The sequence below is a fragment of the Methylobacterium sp. Leaf108 genome (genome assembly GCF_001423265.1).
Taxonomy (GTDB): domain Bacteria; phylum Pseudomonadota; class Alphaproteobacteria; order Rhizobiales; family Beijerinckiaceae; genus Methylobacterium.
In genome coordinates this window covers 361,491-382,043 of the sequence record NZ_LMND01000023.1, presented here as the reverse complement: position 1 = coordinate 382,043, position 20,553 = coordinate 361,491, and the positions used below count along the sequence as shown (strand labels likewise).

General features: G+C 70.6%; 14 protein-coding genes and 1 pseudogene. 10 read left to right on the top strand and 5 right to left on the bottom strand.

All coding sequences use genetic code 11. The features are described from left to right. The 4 genes and pseudogenes from paoA to paoC (ASF39_RS12805) all read left to right on the top strand — a co-directional run. Nucleotides 1-616, top strand: a 616-nt coding sequence (gene paoA / locus ASF39_RS12820) for an aldehyde dehydrogenase iron-sulfur subunit PaoA (protein WP_244472394.1), incomplete at its 5' end; no start/stop codon positions are given. Next, nucleotides 613-1,563, top strand: coding sequence for a xanthine dehydrogenase family protein subunit M (locus ASF39_RS12815; protein WP_055886106.1), 951 nt, complete (start codon nucleotides 613-615; stop codon nucleotides 1,561-1,563). The genes paoA and ASF39_RS12815, both read left to right, overlap by 4 nt. Before the next feature lie 3 nt (nucleotides 1,564-1,566). Continuing rightward, nucleotides 1,567-3,759: pseudogene (paoC, locus tag ASF39_RS12810) on the top strand (aldehyde oxidoreductase molybdenum-binding subunit PaoC); the annotation flags it as partial. A 207-nt stretch (nucleotides 3,760-3,966) separates the two neighbouring features. After that, on the top strand, nucleotides 3,967-6,177 hold the full coding sequence (paoC, locus tag ASF39_RS12805; protein WP_056284526.1) for an aldehyde oxidoreductase molybdenum-binding subunit PaoC: 2,211 nt from the start codon (nucleotides 3,967-3,969) through the stop codon (nucleotides 6,175-6,177). 104 nt (nucleotides 6,178-6,281) lie between these two features. Here paoC (ASF39_RS12805) and ASF39_RS12800 read toward each other — a convergent pair whose 3' ends face one another. From ASF39_RS12800 to ASF39_RS12780, 5 genes are all read right to left on the bottom strand, one after another. After that, complete coding sequence (locus ASF39_RS12800) at nucleotides 6,282-7,103, bottom strand: oxidoreductase (RefSeq protein WP_056284392.1); 822 nt, start codon at nucleotides 7,101-7,103, stop codon at nucleotides 6,282-6,284. A 531-nt stretch (nucleotides 7,104-7,634) separates the two neighbouring features. Beyond that, the gene (locus ASF39_RS12795; RefSeq protein ID WP_056284387.1) at nucleotides 7,635-8,195 is read right to left on the bottom strand and encodes a TetR family transcriptional regulator; all 561 of its coding nucleotides are present in this window, start codon (nucleotides 8,193-8,195) and stop codon (nucleotides 7,635-7,637) included. 252 nt (nucleotides 8,196-8,447) lie between these two features. Then, complete coding sequence (locus ASF39_RS12790) at nucleotides 8,448-11,555, bottom strand: efflux RND transporter permease subunit (RefSeq protein ID WP_056284386.1); 3,108 nt, start codon at nucleotides 11,553-11,555, stop codon at nucleotides 8,448-8,450. Next, nucleotides 11,552-12,652: an efflux RND transporter periplasmic adaptor subunit gene (locus ASF39_RS12785; protein WP_056284382.1), complete on the bottom strand. Its 1,101-nt coding sequence runs from the start codon at nucleotides 12,650-12,652 to the stop codon at nucleotides 11,552-11,554. The genes ASF39_RS12790 and ASF39_RS12785 overlap by 4 nt, the downstream gene beginning before the upstream one ends. 687 nt (nucleotides 12,653-13,339) lie before the next feature. Then, nucleotides 13,340-14,530: a site-specific DNA-methyltransferase gene (locus ASF39_RS12780; RefSeq protein ID WP_200938211.1), complete on the bottom strand. Its 1,191-nt coding sequence runs from the start codon at nucleotides 14,528-14,530 to the stop codon at nucleotides 13,340-13,342. Between the two features lie 621 nt (nucleotides 14,531-15,151). Between ASF39_RS12780 and ASF39_RS12775 the strand changes: the two genes are divergently transcribed. The 6 genes from ASF39_RS12775 to ASF39_RS12750 all read left to right on the top strand — a co-directional run bounded on the left by ASF39_RS12775 (nucleotide 15,152) and on the right by ASF39_RS12750 (nucleotide 20,529). Beyond that, nucleotides 15,152-15,481 (top strand): septal ring lytic transglycosylase RlpA family protein, encoded by a 330-nt coding sequence (locus ASF39_RS12775; RefSeq protein WP_244472401.1) that lies wholly within the window; start codon nucleotides 15,152-15,154, stop codon nucleotides 15,479-15,481. Between the two features lie 83 nt (nucleotides 15,482-15,564). Further along, nucleotides 15,565-15,879, top strand: coding sequence for a polyhydroxyalkanoic acid system family protein (locus ASF39_RS12770; protein ID WP_055886091.1), 315 nt, complete (start codon nucleotides 15,565-15,567; stop codon nucleotides 15,877-15,879). Between the two features lie 64 nt (nucleotides 15,880-15,943). Further along, nucleotides 15,944-16,177, top strand: coding sequence for a hypothetical protein (locus ASF39_RS12765; protein WP_056284378.1), 234 nt, complete (start codon nucleotides 15,944-15,946; stop codon nucleotides 16,175-16,177). A gap of 57 nt (nucleotides 16,178-16,234) precedes the next feature. After that, complete coding sequence (locus ASF39_RS12760; RefSeq protein WP_056284374.1) at nucleotides 16,235-18,055, top strand: ATP-binding cassette domain-containing protein; 1,821 nt, start codon at nucleotides 16,235-16,237, stop codon at nucleotides 18,053-18,055. Nucleotides 18,056-18,146: 91 nt separating this feature from the next. Continuing rightward, entirely contained in the window at nucleotides 18,147-20,177 is a 2,031-nt protein-coding gene (locus tag ASF39_RS12755) for a BON domain-containing protein (protein WP_056284371.1), read from the top strand. A 46-nt stretch (nucleotides 20,178-20,223) separates the two neighbouring features. Then, nucleotides 20,224-20,529 (top strand): hypothetical protein, encoded by a 306-nt coding sequence (locus ASF39_RS12750; RefSeq protein WP_055886080.1) that lies wholly within the window; start codon nucleotides 20,224-20,226, stop codon nucleotides 20,527-20,529. Nucleotides 20,530-20,553 lie beyond the last annotated feature (24 nt).

The window sequence follows — 20,553 nt, the reverse complement described above, 5'->3', positions numbered from 1 at the left end:
CGACGTGAATCGGAGAGACCTGATGGTTGGAGCGTCGGCTGCCGCGACCTTTGGCGCCGTCCCGACGGTTGCGGGGGCCGCACCCGCGTCGGCCGGCGCGCCGGTGGTGACCGAGGTGGCCCTGACGGTGAACGGCGAGCGTCACGCGCTCGCGCTCGACACGCGCACGACGCTGCTCGATGCGGTGCGCGAGCATCTGCACCTGACCGGGGCCAAGAAGGGCTGCGACCACGGCCAGTGCGGCGCCTGCACGATGATCGTCGGCGGGCGGCGCATCAATGCCTGCCTGACCCTGGCGGTGATGCATCAGGACGACAGCATCACCACCATCGAGGGCCTGGGCAAGCCGGGCGACCTGCACCCGATGCAGGCGGCCTTCGTGAAGCACGACGGCTTCCAGTGCGGGTTCTGCACCCCGGGGCAGATCTGTTCGAGCGTCGCGGTGCTGGCCGAGATCAAGGCGGGCATCCCGAGCCACGTCAGCGCCGATCTCGACGGGACCTACGCGGTCACCGAGGCCGAGATCCGCGAGCGCATGAGCGGCAACATCTGCCGCTGCGGCGCCTATTCCAACATCGTCGCGGCGATCGCCGACGTCGCCGGGAGGCCCGCATGAAGTCCTTCACCTACGAGCGCCCGGCCACCCCGGCCGCGGCCGCCGCGGCGGTCTCGCGCACGCCCAACGCCAAGTTCATCGCCGGCGGCACCAACCTCCTCGACCTGATGAAGCTGCAGATCGAGACGCCGGCCCACCTCGTCGACGTCAACGGCCTCGGGCTGGACACGATCGAGCCGACGCCCGAGGGGGGGCTGCGGGTCGGGGCGCTGGTGCGCAACACCGACCTCGCGGCGGACGCGCGCGTGCGCGAGGGCTACGGCGTCCTGAGCCGGGCGCTGCTGGCCGGCGCCTCGGGGCAGCTGCGCAACAAGGCGACGACGGCCGGCAACCTGCTGCAGCGCACCCGCTGCCCGTATTTCTACGACACGGCCCAGGCCTGCAACAAACGCCGGCCCGGCTCCGGCTGCTCGGCGCTCGACGGCATCAGCCGGCAACTGGCGGTGATCGGTGCCAGCCAGGCCTGCATCGCCACCTATCCGGGCGACATGGCGGTGGCCATGCGCGTGCTCGACGCCACCGTCGAGACGGTCGACGCCAAGGGCGGATCGCGCACGATTCCCATGGCCGAGTTCCACCGTCTCCCCGGCGACGAACCCGAGGTCGATACGACGTTGCGGCCCGGCGAGCTGATCACGGCGGTGACGCTGCCCAGGCCCGTGGCCGGGACGCACATCTACCGCAAGGTCCGCGACCGCGCCTCCTACGCCTACGCGCTGGTCTCGGTGGCCGCGATCATCGGCAAGGACGGCTCGGGCCGCGTCGCCTTCGGCGGGGTGGCACCGCGGCCCTGGCGCGTCGAGGCCGCCGAGGGCGATCTGCCGAGAGGGGCCAAGGCGGTGACCGACAGGGTCTTTTCCGGCGCCGCGCCGACCCGCGACAACGCCTACAAGCTGACGCTCGCCGAGCGTACGCTCGGCGCGGTGCTCACAGAAGCGAGGGCCTGAACCATGAAGTTCGACACCCCCGCGGGCACCAACCCGATCGACCGGCTCACGATCGTCGGCAAGGCGACGGACCGGATCGACGGCCCCGCCAAGACCACCGGCACCGCGCCCTACGCCTACGACTGGCACGATCCGAAGCTGAAGCCGGCCTACGGCTTCGTGGTGGCAGCGGGCATCGCCAAGGGGCGGATCGCGTCGATGGACCTCGGCCGGGCCGAGGCGGCGCCGGGCGTGATCGCCATCGTCACCGCGCAGAACGCGGGCAAGCTCGGCAAGGGCAAGCTGAACACGGCCAAGCTGCTCGGCGGTCCCGACATCGCGCATTACCACCAGGCGGTCGCGCTGGTGGTGGCCGAGACCTTCGAGCAGGCCCGGGCCGCCGCGGCCCTGGTCTTCGTCGGCTATGCCGCCGCCAAGGGCGACTTCGACCTCGCCGCCTCGACGGAGGCCGCCAAGAGCCCGGGCGACGTCCAGGGCAGTCCGGCCGACACCGCGGTGGGCGATTTCGCCGGCGCCTTCGCCGCCGCGCCGGTAAAGCTCGACGAGCGCTACGCCACCCCCGACCACGCCCACGCGATGATGGAGCCGCATGCCTCCATCGCCTCCTGGGACGGCGACAGGGTCACGGTCTGGACCTCGAACCAGATGATCGACTGGGGCGTGCGCGATCTGGCCATGACCCTCGACATCCCCAAGGAGAAGGTCCGGCTGGTGTCGCCCTTCGTCGGGGGCGGCTTCGGCGGCAAGCTGTTCCTGCGGTGCGAGGCCCTGCTCGCGGCCCTGGGCGCGCGCGCGGCGCGGCGGCCGGTCAAGGTCGCGCTGACGCGCCCGCAGATGTTCAACAACACGACGCACCGGCCGGCCACGCTCCAGCGCATCCGCATCGGTGCCGCCCCGGACGGCAAGATCACGGCGATCGGCCACGAGAGCTGGTCGGGCGACCTCCCCGACGGCGGGCCCGAGGCGGCGGTCATGCAGACGCGCCTGCTCTACGCCGCCCCCAACCGCATGACCGCGATGCGCCTTTCGGTGCTCGACCTGCCCGAGGGCAACGCGATGCGCGCCCCCGGCGAGGCGCCGGGGCTGATGGCGCTGGAGGTCGCCATGGACGAGATGGCGGAAAGGCTCGGGCTCGACCCGGTGCGGTTCCGCGAACTCAACGACACCCAGGTCGACCCGGAGAAGCCGGAGCGCGCCTTCTCGCAGCGCAGCCTCGTGGCATGCCTGCGCCAGGGCGCCGAGCGCTTCGGCTGGGCCGGGCGCGTGGCCAGGCCCGGCCAGGTCCGCGACGGGCGCTGGCTCGTCGGGATGGGGGTGGCGGCGGCCTTCCGCAACAACATGGTCGTGAAGTCGGCCGCCCGCGTCCGCCTCGATGCCGAGGGCACGGTCACGGTCGAGACCGACATGACCGACATCGGCACCGGCAGCTACACCATCATCGGCCAGACCGCGGCGGAGATGATGGGGGTGACCCTCGACAAGGTCGTGGTGCGGCTGGGCGATTCCGCCTTCCCGGTCTCGGCGGGATCGGGCGGACAGTTCGGCGCGAACTCCTCGACCTCGGGCGTCTATGCGGCCTGCGTGAAGCTGCGCGAGGCGGTGGCGGGCAAGCTCGGGTTCAACTCGGCCGACGCCGTGTTCGCGGACGGCCAGGTCCGGGTGGGCAACCGCGCCGTGCCGCTGTCGCAGGCCGCGCGCGGCGGGGATCTCGTGGCCGAGGACGCCATCGAGTTCGGCGACCTCGACAAGACCCACCAGCAGTCGACCTTCGGCGCGCATTTCGTGGAGGTCGGGGTCGACGCGGCCACGGCCGAGATCCGGGTCCGGCGGATGCTGGCGGTCTGCGCCGCCGGGCGCATCCTCAACCCGAAGTCGGCCCGCAGCCAGGTCATCGGCGGGATGACGATGGGGGTGGGTGCCGCGCTGATGGAGGAGCTCGCGGTCGACACGAGGCGCGGCTACTTCGTCAACCACGACCTGGCCGGCTACGAGGTGCCGGTCCATGCCGACATCCCGCACCAGGAGGTGGTCTTCCTCGACGAGGTCGACCCGATGTCCTCGCCGATGAAGGCCAAGGGGGTGGGCGAACTCGGCATCTGCGGCGTCGCCGCGGCGGTCGCCAACGCCGTCCACAACGCCACCGGCGTCCGGGTCCGCGAATACCCCATCACCCTCGACAAGCTCATCCACCGCCTCATGCAAGTCGCTCATCGGCCAAGGGGGTGGGCGAACTCGGCATCTGCGGCGTCGCCGCGGCGGTCGCCAACGCCGTCCACAACGCCACCGGCGTCCGGGTCCGCGAATACCCCATCACCCTCGACAAGCTCATCCACAACATGCCCGACGTGGCTTGAACGGCGCGTTCCGGCGCAGGCGAAACGTCGTAGGGTCAGGGGGAGCGGCATGAAGTTCGAGACACCGGCAGGCACCAACCCCATCGACCGGCTCAAGGTCGTGGGAAAGCCAACGGATCGGATCGAGGGTCCGCTCAAGACGACGGGCACCGCACCCTACGCCAGCGACTGGCACGACCCGGAGGCGGGCCTTGCATACGGCTACGTCGTCGGCGCCGGCATCGCCAAGGGGCGGATCGTCTCCGTCGATACGTCGCGCGCGGGGGCCGCGAGCGGCGTGCTGGCGGTCGTCACGGCGGCCAACGCCGGCACGCTCGACAAGGGCGAGTTCTACGTTGCCCGTGCGCTCGCCGGGCCGGACATCGAGCATTACCATCAGGCGGTCGCCGTCGTGGTCGCCGAGACCTTCGAGCAAGCCCGCGCCGCCGCAGCCCTCATCCGGGTCGATGCGGTCGCCACCCCGGGGCGTTTCGATCTCGCGGCGGCAAAGGAGACCGCCCCGGTGCCCAAGCCCGGCCAGTTCGGCGGGCCGACCGAAACGCAGGTCGGTGACTTCGAGGGCACGTTCGCCACGGCGCGGTTCCGGGTCGACGAGACCTACACGACGCCCGATCAGACCCACGCGATGATGGAGCCGCACGCCACCGTGGCTGCCTGGACGGGCGATCGGCTCACCCTGTGGACCTCTGTCCAGCTGATGGGCTGGGGCGTGCGCGACCTCGCCAGGACGCTCGGCATCCCGAAGGAACGGGTGCGGATGATCGCACCCTACATCGGCGGGGGCTTCGGCGGAAAGGCCACGACCCTTTCCGACGCGGTCCTGGCCTCGCTCGGTGCCCGTGCGGCCGGACGCCCCGTCAAGGTCGCCCTGCCGCGGGCCCTGATGGCCAACAACCTCACTCATCGCCCGGCCACGATCCAGCGCGTCCGCATCGGCGCGACCGCGGACGGGCGCATCACCGCCATCGGCCACGAGAGCTGGTCCGGCAATCTCGCGGGCGGACGGCCCGAGAGCGCGGTCCTCCCGACGCGCCTGCTCTACGCCGGGGCCCACCGGATGACGCGCCTGCGCCTGGCGCAGCTCGACCTGCCCGAGGGCAGCGCCATGCGAGCGCCGGGCGAGGCCCCCGGCATGATGGCGCTGGAGGTCGCCATGGACGAGATGGCGGAGAAGCTCGGTCTCGACCCCGTCGCCTTCCGCATCCTGAACGACACGCAGGTCGACCCCGAGTCGCCGGAGCGCGCCTTCTCGCAGCGGCAACTGGTCGAATGCCTGCGCCGGGGCGCCAAGCGCTTCGGCTGGGACAGGCGCGTGGGTGAGCCGGGCCAGGTCCGCGACGGCCGTTGGCGCGTCGGCATCGGCATGGCCTCGGCCATCCGCGCGGCGCCCCTGACGACATCCGCCGCGCGCGTCCGGCTCGATGCCGGGGGTGTGGTCACGGTCGAGACCGACATGACCGATATCGGCACCGGCACCTACACCATCATCGCCCAGACCGCGGCCGAGATGATGGGCCTGCCCCTCGATCGCGTCGTGGTTCGGCTGGGGGATTCGACCTTTCCCGAAAGCGCAGGCTCGGGCGGCCAATGGGGTGCCGCCTCCTCCACCGCCGGCGTCTATGCGGCCTGCATGCGGTTGCGCGAGGCAGTGTCGAAGCGTCTCGGCATCAATTCCGGCGACGCCGTGTTCGAGGACGGCCTCGTCCGGTCCGGCAACCTCAGCGCACCGCTCGCCGGAGCCGCCAGCGAGGGCGATCTCGTGGCCGAGGACGTCATGGAGTTCGGCGGCCTGACGAAGCGTTTTGCGATCCAGACCTTCGGCGCGCACTTCGTCGAGGTCGGCGTCGACGTCGACACGGCCGAGATCCGGGTGCGGCGTATGCTGGCGGTGTGCGCGGCCGGGCGCATCCTGAATCCGAAGGCGGCGCGAAGCCAGATCATCGGGGGCATGACCATGGGCATCGGGGCTGCCCTGATGGAGGAACTCGCGGTCGATAAGAAGCGCGGCTTCTTCGCCAACCACGACCTGGCCGGCTACGAGATCCCGGTGCACGCCGACGTCCCGCACCTCGACGCGATCTTCCTCGACGAGGTAGATGCGGCGGCCACGCCCCTCAAGGCCAAGGGCGTCGGAGAACTCGGCATCTGCGGGGCCGCGGCGGCGGTGGCCAACGCCATCCACAACGCCACCGGCGTGCGGGTGCGGGACTATCCCATCACCCTCGACAAGCTTTTGGATCGCATGCCCGACGCGGCCTGAGGGAAGCGAAGACGAAACAACCACGCGGTCGTCCTGTCGGAGCCCCCCGACGACCCGCCGTGACCCGGCAGGCGGCTTGGGTCGATCCCGCATTGCTGCCGCTCTCACGAGACCTGTGGAAGCCCCATCTGCTTCCTGAAGCTCCTGTCGAAGGCCATGGCCGGCACGAACCGGCGCAGCAGGCTGACCCGCCGCGCCACGGGCCCGGCGGTGTAGCGGCGCTTGGGCGTCGCCGCGGTGGCCGCCGTCACGACGACCTTCGCCACGACCTCGGGGGCGTCCGCGGTCGTCATGACCTCGCGCAGGAACCGGTCCCGTCCGGCGCGCTCGGCGTCATAGACGCCCAGCGGCCTGTCGGACCGGACCAGGTTCCGGTCGAAGGCCGTGCGCGTGAAGGCGGGTTCGACGAGTACCACCCGGATGCCCTGGCCGCGAACCTCGTGGTCCAGCGACTCGGAGTAACCCTCGACCGCATGCTTGCTCGCGCCATACAGCGCCATGTAGGGCGCGGGGATCAGTCCCTGTACCGAGCTGATGTTGACGATCCGGCCGCCCTTCTGGGCCCGCATGATCGGCAGGACGGCGCGGATCGTACGGACGACGCCGAACAGGTTGACGTCGAACATCGCCTGAGCCTGTTCGATGGAGGACTCCTCGGCGGCGCCGCTGATGCCGAAGCCGGCGTTGTTGACCAGGAGGTCGATGCGCCCCGCCCCGCCGGACACCGTCGCGATCATCGCGGCGACCGAGGCGTCGTCGGTGACGTCGCAGGTCAGCATCCCGAGGTCGGTACCGGCGTCCGACGCGGGCTTCCGGCTCGTTCCGTAGACGCGGTAGCCCGCGGCCCGCAGGGCTTGCGCCGTCGCCTGTCCGATGCCGGACGCCGCCCCGGTGACGATGGCGGTCTTGATGGAACTCTGGCTCACGGGGCTCTCCTCCGACGCGGCATTCCCTCCTGCCGCCCGGATAAATACATTACGGTCATAATTATAAAACTCAAGCCACAATTTACGCGGCACGCCATGCCGCACCACAGCCTCGGCCCAGGAGCAGGATCACGCCAGCGAGGCGGTTGCCATCGCCGACGTGAACCGTGACGGGAAACCGTGGAACGGCCCATGGCCAAGTCTCCGCCCGCCACCGTCCTTCGCTGTGCCTGACAGGAGCCACGGTTGATTCTCGCAGACCCCGAACCCTGTGATTCGCGAGCGTCGCACCGGCGATCGGAGCCTTCGGCGCGGCCCGAAGCGGTGCGGCGCGACGCACGGCATGACCATGCTCAACCGGCAGTCGCCTTCCACGATGGCGACCGCCCCGCATCCGACGGACCTGAGCGACGACACCGGCATCAATAAGTTATCATCAACATTTATTATGGTGCGGTGGGCTCGTCAGCGGCCCTGGGTTCGATCAGGGCGTCGCTCGCGTGACCGGCCCCACCCCTGCGAGGCCGGCCCTCAGGGGGCGACCGAGGCATGGGGGGCGACCGCGGCATGCGCCGCCTGGAGGAGATCGTTCGCCAAGGCCTCGTCGTTGACGGCACGCGCCAGGACGACGGCTCCGACCAGCGTCGAGAGCGTCGCGAGGGAGCGCTGCCGGCGTCGCTCCCGCGATGCCTTCGGCGTCAGGTCGGCGAGGATCGCAGCCAGACGCTCGACGGCGTGGGTGAACCGGGTCCGGACCGGGCTGTCGGAGGCTTCCCGCGAAATGTCGTTGGCCAGGGCCGCCAGGGGACATCCCTTCCCGGGCGTCTGGACGTGCGCGAGGGAGAGATAGTTCGCGAGGATGGCGTCGACGGCTCCGCGCCGGTCCTCGGCGACCGCGGCGTCGAACGCTTCGGCTGCCAGTGCGTCCTTGTTGGCGAACTGGCCATAGAAACCGCCATGGGTCAGGCCGGCGGATGCCATGATGTCGGCGACACCGACGCCGTGAAGGCCGCGCTCGCGGAACAGGGACGCGGCGACCTCGACCACGCGCTGACGGTTGAGCCTGGCCTGCTCCTGCGAAACTCTCGGCATAGCGTGATCCTTCGGCGTTCCGACAACCCATATAGATGCGCTATGTCATCTAAAGAAGGGCCGGCCCTCGAGCCGTCCCCGCCAGGCCGCCTTCCCCGCAAGGCCGCCGGCACCGCAAGGCCGCCGGCACCGACAGGCGACCGGCCTGCGGGGGAGGGCAGGAGCGCAGGCCGGTCGTCGTACCGCACGCCCGGTCGGCGCGCGATCCTTGGATGTCCCTCGGGGAGGGACATGGATCTCCTCCCGGTCGCCCTAGGATCTGGCCGGCAACGGCATCCCGTCGGCGCCCGATGCGACGACGTCCGCCCCCGGCGCCCGCGCCACCCGGAACCACAGGGCGTAGAGGGCCGGCAGGAACAGCAGGGTCAGCAGGGTGCCGACGCCGACGCCGCCGATGAGCACGTAGGCCAGCGCCCCCCAGAACACCGAGTGGGTGAGCGGGATGAAGGCGAGCATCGCCGCGGCCGCCGTGAGGATCACCGGCCGGGCCCGCCGCACCGTGGACTCGACGATGGCGTCGTAGTCGGACAGGCCCGCCGCCCGGTCGTGATGGATCTGGTCCACCAGGATCAGGGTGTTGCGCATCAGGATCCCCGACAGCGCGATCAGCCCGAGGATCGCGTTGAAGCCGAACGGCTGGTGGAAGAGCAGCAGGGTCGGCGCCGCCCCGACGAGGCCGAGCGGCGCGGTGGCGAACACCATGACCATCGTCGTGAAGGAGCGGACCTGGATCATGATGACCGTCAGCGTCACGATCAGCATGATCGGGAACACCGCCACCAGGGACATCATCGCCTTCTCGCTCTCCTCCACGGCGCCGGCCGTATCGATGCGGTAGCCAGGCGGCAGCTTCGCCCTGGTCGGGTCGAGCAGGGGGAGGACCTGCGCGTGCACGTCCGGCGGCTGCTTGCCGTCGAGCACGTCGCCCTGCACCCGGATGTAGGTCTCGCGGTTGTAGCGCTTGAGCACCGCATCCTCGCTGCGGGTCTCCAGCCGCGCGACCTGGGACACCGGCACCTGCCGCCCGTCCCGCGTCGCCAGGGTGAGGTCGCCGATCTCGCCGAGCGAGCGCCGCTCGGGACCGGGGCTGCGCAGCACCACGTCGACGGAGCGCAGGGTCTCGCGGACCTGGGTCGCGGGCGTTCCGTTGAGGTAGCTCTGCAGCTGTTGTCCGGCCTCCTTCGGCGTCAGGCCGATCAGGCGCAGGCGCTCCTGGTCGAAGGCGAGGTGCAGGTTGGGGGTCTTGTCGCCCCAGTCGAGATGGACGAGGCGCATGTCGGCGTTGGCCGCCATGACGTCCCGGACCTCGGCCGCGATGCCGCGGACGACGTCGAGGTCGGGGCCGACGACCCGGAAGGCGACGGGAAAGCGGATCGGCGGGCCGAACACGATCTGCAGCACGCGGACGCGCGCCTCCGGGAAGCGACCCTCGTCGACGAGGTTTCGGACTTTGCCGCGCAGGGCGTCGCGGGCCTGCGCGTCCGCGGTCTGCACCACGATCTGGGCGAAGGCCGGGTCGGGCAGCTCGGGATCGAAGGACAAGACGAAGCGCGGCATGCCCTGGCCGATGTAGCTGGTGATCTCGCCGGCCTCGGGCAGGTCGCGCACGGCCGCCTCGACGCGTGCGACGCTGGCCTCGGTGGTGGCGAAGGCGGAGCCCGCCGGCAGGGTCACCTCGACGATGAGCTCGGCCCGCTCCGAGTTCGGGAAGAACTGCTGCTCGACACGGCCCATGGCGACGACCGCGCCCGCGAACAGCGCCACGATGACGCCGGCGGCCATCCACTTGTGGTCGACCGACATCCGCACGACGCGGCGCAGGCGCTCGTAGGTCTTCGTGGCGTAGATCGCCTCGTGGCCGCCTTCCACGCGCCTGATGTTCGGCAGCAGCTTGACGCCGAGATACGGCGTGAAGGTCACCGCCACGAACCACGAGACGATCAGCGAGAACGACACCACCCAGAAGATGTTGCCGGCGTACTCGCCGGCCGTGGAGGCGGCGAAGCCCACCGGCAGGAAGCCCGCGATGGTCACCAGCGTGCCGGTCAGCATCGGCGCGGCGGTGGCGCTCCAGGCATGGGTCGCCGCCTCGATGCGGTCGGCGCCTTCCTCCATCCGCACCACCATCATCTCGATGGCGATGATGGCGTCGTCGACGAGGAGCCCGAGCGAGATGATGAGGGCGCCGAGCGTGATGCGGTCGAAGTCGCGGCCGGTGATCATCATCACCACGAACACCGCCGACAGCGTCAGGGGCACGGCGAGCGCCACGACGATACCCACGCGAAACCCCAGGGCGACGAGGGAGACGACGATCACCACGCCGAGCGCGGTGAAGAACTTCACCATGAATTCGTGGATGGCGTCGTCGATGACCTTGGCCTGGTCGGTGATCTTCGTGAACGTGATCCCCGTCGCCAGCGCGTGACGGATCGCCACCTCCTCGGCGTTCAGAGCCTCGCCGAGCTTGAGGCCGTTGAAGCCGGGCTTCATCACCAGGCCGAGCATCAGGGCCGGCTCGCCGTCGTTGCGGATCGCGAAGGACTTGGGGTCCTCGGAGCCGCGCTTGACCTCGGCGATGTCCCCGAGCTTGAGGCTGCGGTCGCCGGCCGCCACTGGCAGGTCGCGGATCGCGTCGAGGCCGTCGATGGCCCCGTCGAGGCGAAGGTAGATGCGGGGACCGGCGGCCTCGACGAAGCCGGCGGGCGTCACGTCGTTCTGGTTGGCCAGCGCCGCCAGCAGCTGCTGGCCGGTGATGCCGAGGGTGGCGAGGCGCTGGTAGGAGATCTCGACGAAGATCTTCTGGGCCTGCTCGCCCAGGATGTTGATCTTCTCGACGCCGGGCACGCGCAGCAGGCGCTGGCGCAGGTCCTCGGCGCGCGGCACGAGGTGGCGGTGCGGCAGGCCCTTGGCCTGGAGGGCGTAGAGGGCGAAGTAGATGTCCGAGAACTCGTCGTTGAACAGCGGGCCCATCACCCCGCGCGGCAGGCTGGAGCCCTGGTCGGAGAGCTTCTTGCGCGCTTGATAGAACTCCGACTGGAGCTTGGCCGGCGGCATGTTGTCCTTGAAGATGACCTTCATCAGCATGAGGCCGGGCCGCACCGTGGTCTCGACGCGGTCGTAATAGACGAGCTCCTGCAGGCGCTTCTCCAGGGGGTCGGCGACCTGGCGCTGCATCTCCTGCGCGGTCGCCCCCGGCCAGGCGGCCGACACCGCCATCACCTTCACGGTGAAGGCCGGGTCCTCGGCCCGGCCGAGCTTCTGGAAGGCGAAGAACCCGGCGCCCGTCAGGGCGAGCAGCAGGAACAGCGTGACGGCCCTTTCCCGGACCGCCAGGGCGGAGAGGTTGAAGCCGGTCATCGGGCGACTCCCGTCGTGGTTGCGGGCGCCGGGCGCACGCTCTGGCCGGCCTTCAGGAGATGGGCGCCGAGCGAGACGATCCGGTCGCCGGGCTTCAGGCCCGAGGCGACCTGCGCGCTTTCCTCGGACAGGCGGGCGATGACGACGGGCTGCGCGGCGACGGTGCCGGTGGCAGCGTCGAAGCGCCAGACCGCCGAGCCGCCCCCGGAATCGAACAGGGCGGCCAGGGGAACCTCGACCGCAGCCGCACGCCCGGCATCGACGGCCTGGAGCCGAAGCGTCACGGTCGCGCCGAGCGGTGCGTCCTCGCCGCCCCCCGACAGGATGTAGCGGGCCCGGTAGGTCCGGGTGGCCGGATCGGCGGTGGCCGACAACTCGCGCAGATGCGCCGGATAGGTCGCCCCGCCCTCGGCATAGAGCGTCGCCGAGGCCGCCCCCCGCGCCAGGCGCCGGCTCGCCTCGGGCAAGAACACCTCGGGCAGGAACACTTCCGCCTCGCGAGCCCCGTCGCGGGCGAGCTTGACCACGGTCTGGCCGGCGGCGACCACCTGGCCCGGCTCGGACGGCACCTCCATGACGACGCCGTCGGCATCGGCCTGGAGCTCGGAATACCCGGCCTGGTTGGAGACCTGGCTCGCCTGGGCCTCGGCGTTGGCGAACTGCGCGATGGCCGCGTCGGCGGCGGCCTTGTTCTGGTCGTAGGTCTGCTTCGAGGTCCAGCCGTCACCGACGAGCTTGCGGCTGCGCTCCTCGTCGGCCTTGGCCCGGATCATCTGCGCGCGGGCGGCCTCGACGGAGGCCCGGGCCGCCGTGAACGCCAGGGTGAAATCCGTCCGGTCGAGGCGCATGAGCGGTTGGCCGCGCTTCACCCGGTCGCCCGGATCGACGAGGCGCTCGAGGATCTTTCCGCCGACCCGGAAGCCGAGGTTGCTCTCCGTGCGCGCCCGGATGACGCCGGTGTAGCGCGAGACGCCTCCCGTCCCCTGGGCGACCTCGACGGTCTGGACCAGCGGCGGCTTCGTGGGCACGGCGGTCTCCGCCGGCGAGCATCCGGCAAGGACCAGTCCGGTGAGCCCGAGCACCCATCTCGTATCCATTGCCCGTCTCCCCGCGGCCGTCTCGATGTCGCATTAAAATGATGTACGACATCTATTACGGGGAATAGGCCGGCGTCAATCGGTGTTTCCGCTCGGCGACGAGCGAGGGCGTGCCTGCCATCGGGGCAAATCGCACGACCGGAGGTCGCCTCCGGCAAGGCTCGCGCGACACCGCCATTTGAGATGTCGGATGAAATCTAATTCCAACGGTTTCTGGTCCGGGGCATCCCCCTCTCCGACACCGGTTCGCGACGAGCGTGCGTTTCACGACCGTCCGGTGTTTTCCGCCGCCGGAACGAACGAGGTCGATCAGCGGGCGCAGGCCGTTCGGCGAAGAAGCGTTCGCTCGTGACTGCGGCGCGGACCACGTCGGCTTCATCGGGATCGACCGGGCCGCGTTCGAGCCCCGAGTTCACGAGAGCCGGGTCGACGAGAGCCGACGAGCCGTGCGTTTGGCGGAGCGGGTTCGAGCGGCCTGGATCGGTCTCGGCGCACCCCGCCTTGCGGGTGGCCTTTTGGAGCGTGGGCCGGCAGAGGGTCTGCGCGCGGTGCCCGACCTCGTGGGCAATCACGACGTCGGGGGCGCCGACGACGAAGTGCCTGACCCGGACGGTCGACGGCCCCGTCGAAGCCGAGGCGATCCCTCGGCGTGGCCGGTGGCGGTCGGTCGAGGCCGAGAGGCTGCGATCAGGCCGCCGAGCCCATCGCCGCGCGCATCTTGCCGCGGAACACGTCGATGAGGACGGGCTTGCCGTTGCGGGTGGCGTGCCAGAAATCCCAACCGTTGCAGGCGGGCAGGCCCTGCACCAGGGCGCCGATCTTGTGGATCGATCCGGTGGCGGGGCCGGCGGCCAGGGTACCGTCGGGGCGGACCAGGGCGGCATGGCGGCCGCGGGCGTCGGTGAGCGTCTCGCCGGCGCGGATGTGCCCGGCCTCGATGACGCTCAGGAAGGCGACACGCGGCTCGGCGCGCTTGGTCGGCGCCACCAGCAGGGCGGCCGTCGACAAGGGTTCGACCGCATCGATGCGGGCGCGGGCCGCCTCGGCGTAGACCGTCTCGCGCTCGATCCCGATGAAGCGGCGCCCCAGCCGCTTGGCGACGGCTCCGGTGGTGCCGGTGCCGAAGAACGGGTCGAGGATGACGTCGCCGGGGTTGGTCGCCGACAGGATGGTGCGGGCCAGAAGCGCCTCCGGCTTCTGGGTCGGATGCACCTTGAGCCCGTCGGCGCCCTTCAGGCGCTCATCGCCGGTGCAGAGCGGGATGAACCAGTCAGAGCGCATCTGGACGTCGTCGTTGCCGCCCTTGAGCGCCTCGTAATGGAAGGTGTAGCCCTTCGACTCCGCCGAGCGGGAGGCCCAGATCAGGGTCTCGTGGGCGTTGGTGAAGCGCTTGCCGCGGAAGTTCGGCATCGGGTTGGCTTTCCGCCAGACGATGTCGTTGAGGATCCAGAACCCGAGGTCCTGGAGGGCGCCGCCCACGCGAAAGATGTTGTGGTAGGAGCCGATCACCCACAGCGTGGCGTTCGGCTTCATCACCCGGCGGGCGGCGGTGAGCCAGGCGCGGGTGAAGGCGTCGTATTGAGCGAAGCTCGAAAACTGGTCCCAGGCATCGTCGACGGCATCGACGCGGCTCTGGTCGGGGCGCAGCAGCGAGCCCTCTCCGAGCTGGAGGTTGTAGGGCGGGTCGGCGAAGACGCAGTCGACGCTCGCCGGCGGCAAGGCGTTCATGGCGGCGATGCAATCGCCGATGAGGATTTCGTCGAGGGGGAGGCGAACGGAGGGTACGAGACCCATCCGCGGCGCCGACACGAGCCGCCCGGTACGCGAGACACTTTTCCGGGCGGCGGTGCCGGCAACCGCGGTACGCGGGGAAGCCATGGCAAACACCGGTTACGCGACTGACAACCGGACCATGCGGCCGTTAAGGTAAAGGTCGGGTTGCCGGGTCGAGAAAAATACGTCTCGCTTTGGAGCGGCAAATTTTGCCGGGTCGAGGCTAAACCGCCATTTCACCACCGTATCACGCCGACGTGATACAGGCGGCTCGCCAGTATTCGCCATCCGTCAATACAGAAATGATCGAAGACCCCGCGATTTATGCATGGCGCTGAATACCGGATTGGGCCTTGGACCGAGCGATGTCGGTTCCGATCACCGCACCCTGCACATGGCCGGTACTTCCGGCGATCGCCCATGGCGCGGCAACGCAGATCCGGGGTTCCAGGGGGGAAGGGATGCCCGACGCGACCGTGCTCGCTTTCGAGGCGCCGAATACCGGCGACGACAGTCGCGGATCGTCGTTACAATGGCAGCGGTATAGAAATCACCCGACGATAATACTTGTTGTGATTTGAAAATCGGAATGTGTTTAAATTTGCTTAAATCACGGCATGATCTGCCATAATCGTGGCGTCTTATTTTGGCCCCGATCAAATTCATTTTGCGCCGCCTCTGCAACAGCGCAAAGGACTGCGTGTGAACATCAAGTCTGCTCGTCGGATCGTCGTCGTCACCGGAACCGCCGCCGCCCTCGCCACCCTCGCCCAACCGGCCGCCGCGCAGAGCGGTGCCGCCTCGTGGTACGGATCGGGCGCTCGCACCGCCAACGGGGAACGCTTCAATCCCAACGGCATGACGGCGGCCCATCGCTCGCTGCCCTTCGGAACCCGTGTTCAGGTCAAGAACGTCCGCAACGGGCGCAGCGTCGTCGTCCGCATCAACGACCGCGGTCCCTTCGTGCGCGGCCGCATCATCGATCTCGCCCGCGGCCCGGCCCGGGCGCTGGGCATCGGCGGCGTCAGCCGCGTTGCGCTCGCCGTCGTCGACTGAGGTTACGATCGGGCTCGGCCGGCGTTGTCACGGCGTCGGCCGTCCCCCATCTCGGGGCCAGCTAATTGGAGCCCGAGCGCGCGATGTCGAAACCCCTGATCGTCGAAATCCCGCATGAACTGGGCCTCGCCGAGGCCCGGCGCCGCATCGCGGACGGGGTCGGAGGCCTCGACAGCACCTTCAAGAAGGCGGGCATCGCCGTGGAGACGATGGCCTGGACCGAGGATACCCTCGCCTTCGCCGTGGCCGCCATGGGCCAGAAGGTGAACGGCCAGGTCGACGTCAAACCGCAGACCGTGCGCATCGAGGTACGGCTGCCGCTGCTGCTGTCGCTGTTCGCGCAAAAACTCCAGAAGACGCTGGGCAACAAGGGCACCCTTCTTCTCACGAAGAAGTAGGCGGGAACCGAGCTTCGTCGCCACCCGTTCACGTTCCCCGTCTCGTCCCGAGGACAGTCGCTCCATGTCGAACCCCACGCCGATCCCGGAGACCCCGGTCCCGCCGGCTCCGGTCCCCGAGACCCCCTACGAGACGCCGACCACGCCCGAGCCCGGGCCGTCCCCGGAGATCCCCGGGAACTCGCCCGTCGAAGCGCCGGGTTTCCAGCCCACCGAGATTCCGCTCAACGATCCGGGCATCGGTCCCGATATCGGTCCCGACCCCTCGCCGACGGGTCCCGCAAACCCGACGATGTAGGGCGGGAGCGGACGGGAGGATTTGTTTGCGCGGGCCGGCGCTGCCATAAGCCGGCCCATGGCTTCTCCCCCCCTCCTCACCCTCCAAGACGTCGCGCTCACCTTCGGCGGCACGCCGTTGATCGAGCGCGGCGAACTCGCGATCTCCCCGGGCGAGCGCACCTGCCTCGTGGGCCGCAACGGCTCCGGCAAGTCGACGCTGCTCAAGATCGCGGCCGGACTGCTGGAACCCGACAGGGGCGTGCGCTTCGTCCAGCCCGGGACGACGATCCGCTACCTCGCCCAGGAGCCGGATTTCTCAGGGTTCGAGACCACGCTTTCCTTCGTCGAGGCGGGCCTCACCAGCGGCGACGACGCCTACCGCGCGCGCTACATGCTCGAGAGCCTCGGGATGACGGGGGCGGAGAACCCGCGCAGCCTTTCGGGCGGCGAGGGGCGTCGGGTCGCCCTGGCGCAGGCGCTGGCGCCGGAACCCGACATCCTGCTCCTCGACGAGCCGACCAACCATCTCGACCTGCCCGCCATCGAATGGCTCGAGGCCGAGCTCAAGGGGGTGCGCGGCGCCCTCGTCCTCATCAGCCACGATCGCCGCTTCCTATCGGCGCTCTCGCGCACCACGGTCTGGCTCGATCGCGGCGTGACGCGGCGGATCGAGCAGGGGTTTTCCAGCTTCGAGACATGGCGCGACGCCTTCTTCGAGGAGGAGGAGCGCGACCGGCACAAGCTCGACCGCAAGATCGCCGACGAGGAGCACTGGTTGCGCTACGGCGTCACCGCCCGTCGCAAGCGCAACGTGCGCCGGCTGGGCAACCTCCACGCCCTGCGCAAGGACCGACGCGAGGACCGGCGGCCGGTGGGCACCGCCACCATGACCTCGACGGAGGCCGAGAGCTCCGGCGCACTGGTGATCGAGGCCAAGAACGCGGCCAAGGCCTACGGCCCGCGCACCATCGTCGACGATCTCTCGATCCGGGTGATGCGCGGCGACCGGCTCGGCATCGTCGGCGCCAACGGCGCCGGCAAGACCACGCTCATCAACCTGCTGACCGGCCAGCTTCCCCCGGACTCCGGCTCCGTCCAGCTCGGCACCAACCTCAAGATGATGCTGCTCGACCAGGCCCGGGCCGTCCTCGATCCGGCAATGACCGTCACCGAGGTCCTCACCGGCGGCAGCGGCGATACCGTCACCGTGGGCGGCGTCAGCCGCCACGTGGTCGGCTACCTCAAGGACTTCCTGTTCGCGCCCGAGCAGGCCCGCACCCCGGTGCGGGTGCTCTCGGGCGGCGAGCGCAACCGCCTCCTGATCGCCCGCGCCCTGGCGCAGCCGGCCAACCTCCTCGTCCTCGACGAGCCTACCAACGACCTCGACCTCGAGACCCTCGACCTGCTCCAGGAGATGCTGGGCGACTATTCCGGCACCCTGATCCTGGTCAGCCACGACCGCGACTTCCTCGACCGGGTGGTCGGCAGCGTCCTCGTCAGCGAAGGGGAGGGGGTCTGGGCGGAATACGCCGGCGGCTACACCGACATGATCGCCCAGCGCGGGCAGGGCGTGGAGGCGCGAAAGGCCGTCACCGGCCCCAGGGCGAAGGCCGACCGCGCGCCGGAGACGACGAAGGTGGAACCGGCCAAGGCGGCCCGGACGAAGCTCAACTTCAAGGACCAGCACGAGCTGAAGACCCTGCCGGAGCGGATCGCCAAGCTCGAATCCGACATCGGCAAGCTGCGCCGGGTTCTCGCCGATCCGGAACTCTACGCCCGCGATCCGGCCCGCTTCGCCAAGGCCTCGGCCGCGATCGCCGATGCGGAGGCCGCCTTGGTCGCGTCGGAGGACCGCTGGCTCGCCTTGGAGATGGAGCGCGACGCGCAGGCCGGTTGAGCGTCGCGACGGCCTTCATGCTGCCGCGGAAATGGCGTCAGCGTCTCGGTCACCGCGGGCCCCGGGTCCGCTTTTCCATCGAGGTAACGTCGTGCCGTTCGCTCATCTGCGACGCTTCGGCTGGTCGGCCGGCCTGCCGGCCCTGGCGGCGGTCGTCGGCCTCGCCGGCGCCCTGGGCCTGCCGAGCCTCGAGCGCCGCCTCAAGGCCTCGGCGAGGGCCGTGGCCACCGCCACGGAGGAGGGCGGCGCCGAGCCCTGGCTGCTGATCACGACGCGCGGCCGCGACGTGGTGGTGAAGGGCGAAGCGCCCAACCCGGAGCTTCGGGCCGATGCCCTGGCCCGCCTGCAGCGCCTGCCGGGCCTGCGCCACGTGGTCGGCCCGCTCGGCCTCGTCGAGGAGGCCTCGCCCTTCGTCTGGACGGCCACCCGGGCCGCGCCCGACCGGATCGACCTGTCGGGCAATCGCCCGGCCGAGATCGGACCTTTGGCCCTGGCCACGCGCCTCGCCCCCGACATGCCGCCCCAGACGACGTTGAAGGACGAGGCGACCTCGGCCCGGGGGGCGCCACCGGAGTTCCCCGCCGCCTCCGCCTATGCCGTCGAGCAACTCGGCGCCCTCAACCCCGGCGGTGTGGTGACGCTGACCGACACCATCCTGTCCTTCAAGGGCGAGGCGGCCACCATCGCCGCCTACGATGCCCTGCGGCTGGCGCTCGCCCATCCGCCGGAGGGGTTCAGCCTCGGCACCATCGAGATCCTGCCGCCGAGGATCGAGGATTTTCGCGTGGCCGTCGCACGGTCCGCCGACGGCGTGGTGCTCACCGGCAACGTGGTCTCGGAGACGGCGCGGTCTGCGATCCTCGCCCGTGCCGCCGAGATCGCGGGCGGACTGCCCGTCGACGACCGGATGCAGACCGCGCGCGGGCTCGGTGCGGCCATCGACCCGGCCGCACTGATGGATGCCGTGTTCGGCCTGGCGGACCTCGTCCAGGACGGAACCGTGACCTTCGCCGGTTCACGGCTCTCGGTCTCGGGGGCGGCCATCGACGCGCAGGCGGTGGGCGAGATCGAGGCGTTCGTGAAGAATAAGCGCCCGACTGGCGTCGAGGCCGGGGCGCTCGCGTTGGAGACCAAGCCCCTCGCCCCTTACCGCGTCCTCGTCCGGCGCGAGCGCGAGATCGTCACCCTCAGCGGCCATGTCCCCGACGAGGCGACCCGGGCCCGGGTGCTCGCGAGCCTGCGACCGCGCTTCTTCCAGGAGCGCATCGTCGACAAGCTGCGCATCGCGCAGGGCGCCCCGGCCGACCTCGCCGCGGCGGTCGATGCCGGCGTCGGCGGCCTGTCGCTGCTCGCCAGCGGCCGGGTCGCGATCACCGATCGGGCCCTGACCCTCGTCGGCGACAGCCTCTATCGCGAGAGCGCCGCGCGCCTGGCCGCGGACCTGCCGCGCAAGGTCCCCGCCGGCTGGCGGGCCGAGGCAGCGATCAAGGCACCCGAGGGGCCGGTGCTGACCGATCCCGACAGCTGTCGCACCCTGTTCGCGCAGGCCGCGCAGGGATCGGCCCTGCGGTTCGCGCCGGGGAGCGTGGCCCTGCGTCCCGAGTTCTATCCTGTCCTCGACGCGCTGGCGACGCTCGCCAAAACCTGCCCGACCCTGAAGATTTCGGTGGCCGGGCACGGCGATCCGCCCGGCGCCAAGCCCGTGGCGGCGGCCCCCGCCGAGACGACGGTCGTTGAGGCTTCCAGCGACAAGGCCACCGCCGATCCCTCCACGAAGCCGGCGGTGGATGCGGCCGCCTCCGCGGCACCGGCGACGGTGCCCGCGCCCAAACCGACGACGCCCAAACCGACGGCGCCCAAGCCCGCGCCGTCGCAGTCCGCGCCGTCACAGTCCGCGCCGTCGAAGCCCGCGAAGGAAACCTCGAAGAAATCCTCGTCGCCGAACCCCGCCCCGGCGAAGGCCGTCGTGGCCGAAGCGGTGCCGGAGGCGGAGCTGCCGCGCCAGCGCGCCACGGCCGTCGTCGACTACCTGCTCAAGGCCGGGATTCCGGACGATGCCGTGACCGCCGCCGGCGCGACCCGCCCGGCGCAGCAGGGCATCGGCTTTAGCCTCGATTCCTGAGGGTGCCCCCGAGCCCCCCACCGCGCGACACCGCAAGGACGCTCCCTTGGCACTGATTCTGACGCTCCTCTGGCCGGCCGTCTTGGCCGCCCTCGCCCTCGGCGTCCTGGTGGGCGCCCTCACCGGCTTGCCGCGTGAACGCGGCGCGGGACTCGCGGCCGCCGGCCTGGCCCTGGGCGCGGCCGTGCTCACCGGGCTCGCGCTCGTCGGGCCGGTGGCGGGGCGGCCCGGGTTCTGGATCGAGATCGTGGCGCTCTGCCTCGATGCCTACCTCGCCGGATGTCTGGTCGGGGGCGCCGTCGCGTTCGTACGGCGCCCGCGCGCCCAGGCCGGCGCGGTCGCGCGGCGTTGACGATGCGCAGGCTCCGGACCAGAT